Origin of the sequence: Synechococcus sp. H55.10, assembly GCF_047502715.1 — a bacterium.
Classification (GTDB): domain Bacteria; phylum Cyanobacteriota; class Cyanobacteriia; order Thermostichales; family Thermostichaceae; genus Thermostichus.
The window spans coordinates 1-5,108 of sequence record NZ_JANSJJ010000102.1; the positions used below are offsets into that span (position 1 = coordinate 1).

The 5,108-nt window shown below is 59.4% G+C and carries 2 protein-coding genes, 2 tRNA genes and 2 rRNA genes; all 6 read right to left on the reverse strand.

Annotation, left to right across the window (positions count from 1 at the left end; translation table 11 throughout):
- The coding region (locus tag NW858_RS07525; RefSeq protein WP_414520220.1) for an LAGLIDADG family homing endonuclease at positions 1–280 on the reverse strand (280 nt) is incomplete at its 3' end.
- A 23S ribosomal RNA gene (locus NW858_RS07530) occupies positions 266–2,418 on the reverse strand. The genes NW858_RS07525 and NW858_RS07530, both read right to left, overlap by 15 nt.
- A gap of 126 nt (positions 2,419–2,544) precedes the next feature.
- A tRNA-Ala gene (locus NW858_RS07535) sits at positions 2,545–2,619 on the reverse strand.
- A gap of 2 nt (positions 2,620–2,621) precedes the next feature.
- Positions 2,622–2,698 (reverse strand) — tRNA-Ile (locus tag NW858_RS07540).
- A gap of 63 nt (positions 2,699–2,761) precedes the next feature.
- A 16S ribosomal RNA gene (locus NW858_RS07545) occupies positions 2,762–4,288 on the reverse strand.
- The 16S and 23S rRNA genes sit together here with 2 tRNA genes alongside, the layout of an rRNA operon.
- 378 nt (positions 4,289–4,666) lie before the next feature.
- On the reverse strand, positions 4,667–5,026 hold the full coding sequence (locus NW858_RS07550; RefSeq protein ID WP_414520219.1) for a serpin family protein: 360 nt from the start codon (positions 5,024–5,026) through the stop codon (positions 4,667–4,669).
- Between the last annotated feature and the right edge of the window lie 82 nt (positions 5,027–5,108).

A 5,108-nucleotide genomic window follows, 5' to 3' on the forward strand; every position in this document is an offset into this window, starting at 1 on the left:
AGTCTTCCCGTTTTGCAGTTTGGAGGGGATAAGTTCTGAAAAACGGAATAATCACTTCAAGAAGCTCACTGCGTCGGCGTACAACATAGCGGTAGAGGTGTTCCTTGTGATTATCTTGGCGTCGGTTGATGACAATCTGACCCACGCCGAAGAATTGGTTGAGTTGCCGCAGGGCTTCTAAGCTACGCTCACCTTGAGTTACGGCGAACTCGTGGAACACCTGTATTCCGACTTTGTAGCCAGAGCGATGTTCTCGCTTGGGCTGTTGGATAAACCCTATTGAGAAGCATCCTTCTCCGTCCACAAAGCCGACGACCCAACCGAGTCGAATCAGCCTTTCCTGCTGGTTGTCCGCACCAGACGGATTGTTACTCACAGGGATTAAGTTCTCCGATAGTAGAGAGTCTCCTGCGAGTACCGCTGGATACTCGGAGTTTCCAGCATATAGCTGGGTGCGCTCCTCATGGTTACCCATGAGGGGGGCAGCGAAGTCACCATAGGACCGTTAGAGTTACGGCCGGCATTCACCCGGGCTTCAGTTCAGGGCTGCACCTTGCGGCTGACCCCTCCCCTTAACCTACGGGCATTGGCCAAGCGTCGCCCCCTATACATCGGGTTTCCCCTTCGCAGAGAGCTGTGTTTTTGGTAAACAGTCGCCGGGCCCGCTTTGCTGCGACCTCTTTCGAGGCACCCCTTCTCCCGAAGTTACGGGGTCAATTTGCCGAGTTCCTTAGCGGGACTTCTCTCGCGCGCCTGAGGCTCCTCGCCTCGCCTACCTGTGTCGGTTTGCGGTACGGTCAGGTGGTTTCAACGCTACACGGGTTTTCTCGGCTCCAGTCACAGTCGCTTCGTTCACCGTGAGGATCCCTTCGTCGCCCCAGAGTTGCCGCTGGGGCGAGCGCAGCCTTCCAACTCTGCGCCCGACCGATTCTGAAGCGTCACCGCTTGGCTCCACCACCTGGGGTGGGAATGTTGACCCACTGCCCTTCGCCTACGGCTTTTCGCCCTCGACTTAGGACCGCCTAACCTTCAGCGGACGAACCTGCCTGAAGAACCCTTAGGCTTTCGGCGGACGGGATTCTCACCCGTCTTCTCGCTACTCGTGCCGGCATTCTCACTTCTGCACGCTCCAGTGGTGCTTCCGCTCCACCTTCACTGCGAGCAGAACGCTCCCCTACCGCTCCCTTGCGGGAACCCGCCGCTTCGGTAACAGGCTTGAGCCCCCTTACATTATCGGCGCAGGGTCACATTCGACCAGTCAGCTGTTACGCACTGTTTAAAGGATGGCTGCTTCTAAGCCAACCTCCTGGTTGTTTACGCGACCCTACATCCTTTAACACTTAGCCTGTGTTTAGGGACCTTAGCGGGCGATCTGGGCTATTGCCCTTTTGACAACGGCGCTCATCCGTCGCTGTCTCACTCCCACGCTTCCTGCTATGCCATTCGGAGTTTGGTTGGGTTCGGTAACCTGGTAGGGCCCCTAGCCCATCCAGTGGCTCTACCTGCATAGCATAGCGCGTGAGGCTGCACCTCAATGCATTTCGGGGAGAACCAGCTATCTCCGCGCTCGATTGGCATTTCACCACACTAACCCCAGTTCCTCCGAGACCTTTTCAACGGTCACCAGTTCGGCCCTCCACCGTGTGTTACCACGGCTTCAGCCTGACCAGGGTTAGATCGCGCGGTTTCGGGTCTGCACCCAGCGACTGGGTCGCCCTGTGTGGACTCGCTTTCGCTACGGCTCCGCGTCTGAGACGCTTAACCTTGCCGCTGAGCACAACTCGCCGGCTCATTCTGCAAAAGGCACGCCGTCAGACTGTCCCCCAGAGGGGTATAGTCCTCCGACTGCTTGTAAGCGCACGGTTTCAGGTTCTCTTTCACTCCCCTCGCCGGGGTGCTTTTCACCGTTCCCTCACGGTACTGGTTGCGCTATCGGTAGCAAGGAGTATTTAGCCTTACCCGGTGGTCCGGGCAGATTCGCACAGGGTTCCACTTATCCCGTGCTACTCGGGATGCCGACGAGGCGTTCCACTTTTCGCATACGGGGCTGTCACCCGCTATGGCGTGCCTTTCCAGACACTTCTGCTAAGCGGAAGGCGTACTCGGATGTCGGTCCCACGACCCCAACTGGGCACGCCCAGTTGGTTTAGGCTCTTCCCCGTTCGCTCGCCGCTACTGAGGGAATCTCGTTCGATTTCTCTTCCTCTGGGTACTGAGATGTTTCAGTTCCCCAGGTTCCCTCCACACCGCCTATGGGTTCAGCGGTGGGTGACCACCCATCCGGTGGCCGGGTTCTCCCATTCGGGGATCTGCGGATCAACGCCTGTTTGCGGCTCCTCGCAGCTTATCGCAGCTTACCACGCCCTTCATCGGCTCCTTGCTCCTAGGCATCCGCCGTGCGCCCTTAGTAGCTTGCCTACTTTGGCGCGCTTCTCGATGACTCCAGTCCAGTTGTCAAAGTGGAAATCGTTGGGTCCGTTGCCCGTGAGTGGGCGCCTCATCAGCCCAACCTTCAGCGCCCCGTGAGGCGCTGAAGGTTAGGTTTGGTGGAGGCGACCGGATTTGAACCGGTGACCCCCTGCGTGCAAAGCAGGTGCTCTCCCGCTGAGCTACGCCCCCACTGGTGGGCGCGATTGGATTCGAACCAATGACCTCACCCTTATCAGGGGTGCGCTCTAACCGACTGAGCTACGCGCCCGTATGTGGCTCCCTCAAAACCGAGCAGGTAGTGCTTTGCGCGCCGTAGAGAGTTGCTTCCGTTAAAGGAGGTGATCCAGCCGCACCTTCCGGTACGGCTACCTTGTTACGACTTAGTCCCCCTTACCAGCCACACCTTCGGCGGCTCCCTCCCGTGCGGGTTAGGCGACCGACTTCGGGTGCAACCGACTCGGGTGACTTGACGGGCGGTGTGTACAAGGCCCGGGAACGTATTCACGGCGGTATGGCTGACCCGCCGTTACTAGCGATTCCGCGTTCACGCAGTCGAGTTGCAGACTGCGATCCCAACTGAGGGTGGTTTTTTGGGATTCGCTCCCGCTCGCGCGTTGGCTGCCCTTTGTACCACCCATTGTAGCATGTGTGACGCCCTGGACGTAACCGCCATGCTGACTTGACGTCGTCCCCACCTTCCTCCGTGTTGACCACGGCAGTCTCCTCAGAGTGCCCGGCATAACCCGCTGGCAACAGAGGACAAGGGTTGCGCTCGTTGCGGGACTTAACCCAACACCTCACGGCACGAGCTGACGACAGCCATGCAACCGGTGTCCACGGGTCGGTGGGTTTCCCCACCGAGGCGCCCTATTTCTAAGGCGTTGCTCGTGGATGTCAAGCCCAGGTAAGGTTCTTCGGTTTGTATCGAATTAATCCACATGCTCCACCGCTTGTGCGGGCCCCCGTCAATTCCTTTGAGTTTCAACCTTGCGGCCGTACTCCCCAGGCGGGGCGCTTAATGCGTTAGCTACGGCGCCGAGGGTTAATCCCCCAACACCTAGCGCCCATCGTTTAGGGCTGGGACTACAGGGGTATCTAATCCCTTTCGCTCCCCCAGCTTTCGCACCTCAGCGTCAGCAACGGGCCAGAGATCCGCCTTCGCCACTGGTGTTCCTCCCGATATCAATGCATTTCACCGCTACACCGGGAATTCCGATCTCCTCTCCCGTCCTCGAGCTTCGCAGTATCTGGTGCAGCCTCCCGGTTGAGCCGTGAGATTTCACACCAGACTTACGAAGCCGCCTACGTGCGCTTTACGCCCAGTAAATTCGGGCAACGCTCGCCCCCTACGTATTACCGCGGCTGCTGGCACGTAGTTAGCCGGGGCTTTTTCTGTGGGTACCGTCTGCGTTCGTCCCCACTAAAAGGAGTTTACACCCCGAAGGGCTTCGTCCTCCACGCGGCGTCGCTGGGTCAGGCTTGCGCCCATTGCCCAAAATTCCCGACTGCTGCCTCCCGTAGGAGTGGGGCCCGTGTCTCAGTGCCCCTCGGGCCGATCATCCTCTCAGACCGGCTACCCGTCGTCGGCTTGGTGAGCCGTTACCTCACCAACAACCTGATAGGCCGCGGGCCCATCCCGAAGCGGAAACCCATTTAGATGCCCAAGCCGAAGCCCGCGCATCCACATCCGGTATTAGCCCGAGTTTCCCCGGGTTGTCCCAGTCTTCGGGGCAGGTTACCCACGTGTTACTCCGCCGTTCGCCGCTCTCGGCGCCCCGAAGGACGCCTACCGCTCGACTTGCATGTCTAAGGCACGCCGCCAGCGTTCGCCCTGAGCCAGGATCAAACTCTCCGTCAGAAAACGCGATTCCTGCTTACGCAGGCTCGTTTTCCAAGGTGACTGGCCTCGCAAAGCGTTCTTACCTGCCCGGTTTTCAAGGTTCAATCACCGCTTGCCGCCCTTGCAGCAAGCGCACACGCCAACACGCCTTACGGCATTTTGTCGGCGAGTCGGATTATACCACATCCCAGGCGCGTTTGTCAAGGGCATCGCCCTTCCGCACGCAGGTTCTGGGATCTCAAGGTATCACTTCCGCCCCAAAGACCCTTGCTTTGAGGCGGGCTATATAATACCATGCCCGCGACAGCGTTGTCAAGGGTTTAAGCCCGAATCGGGGCAAATTCACCCCGAATTTCCCCCGATTCGCGGGGCGTCGGCACAAAAAGGGCGTCGACCCTACGCTCCGGGCTGCCGCACAACGCCCAGAAACAGCACTGCGCCCGTCGGCTGATGCACAATCGCAAACAGGAACGGGCGGTCTGCAACGAGGTTGAATTGGTCTACAGGCACGGAGGTCAAGCCTATGGTGACTCCCGTCGCCGCCGCGGCTTTGGTGCCCTCCTCGTCCACCTCCACCACCGCCTTCTGAATCGCCTTCTGGATGAACAGCCGCTCAGGTGCGACCTCGGCGATGCGGCTGAAGTCGGCGCGGTCAGGATCAAACGCGACGCCCATCCCCAGCGCACTTAGCGGCGGCTTCAGGTCGTACTTCGCCTCGATCTTAAAACGCGGCATCTGCAGAATGCCCTGCACCACTCGGAACGCCCCAAGCCACTAGCCCCAGTTTTCGGGGGTCAGTTGCTGGCGTAGGTCGGCGACCGGGCGACCTTTGTCGGGC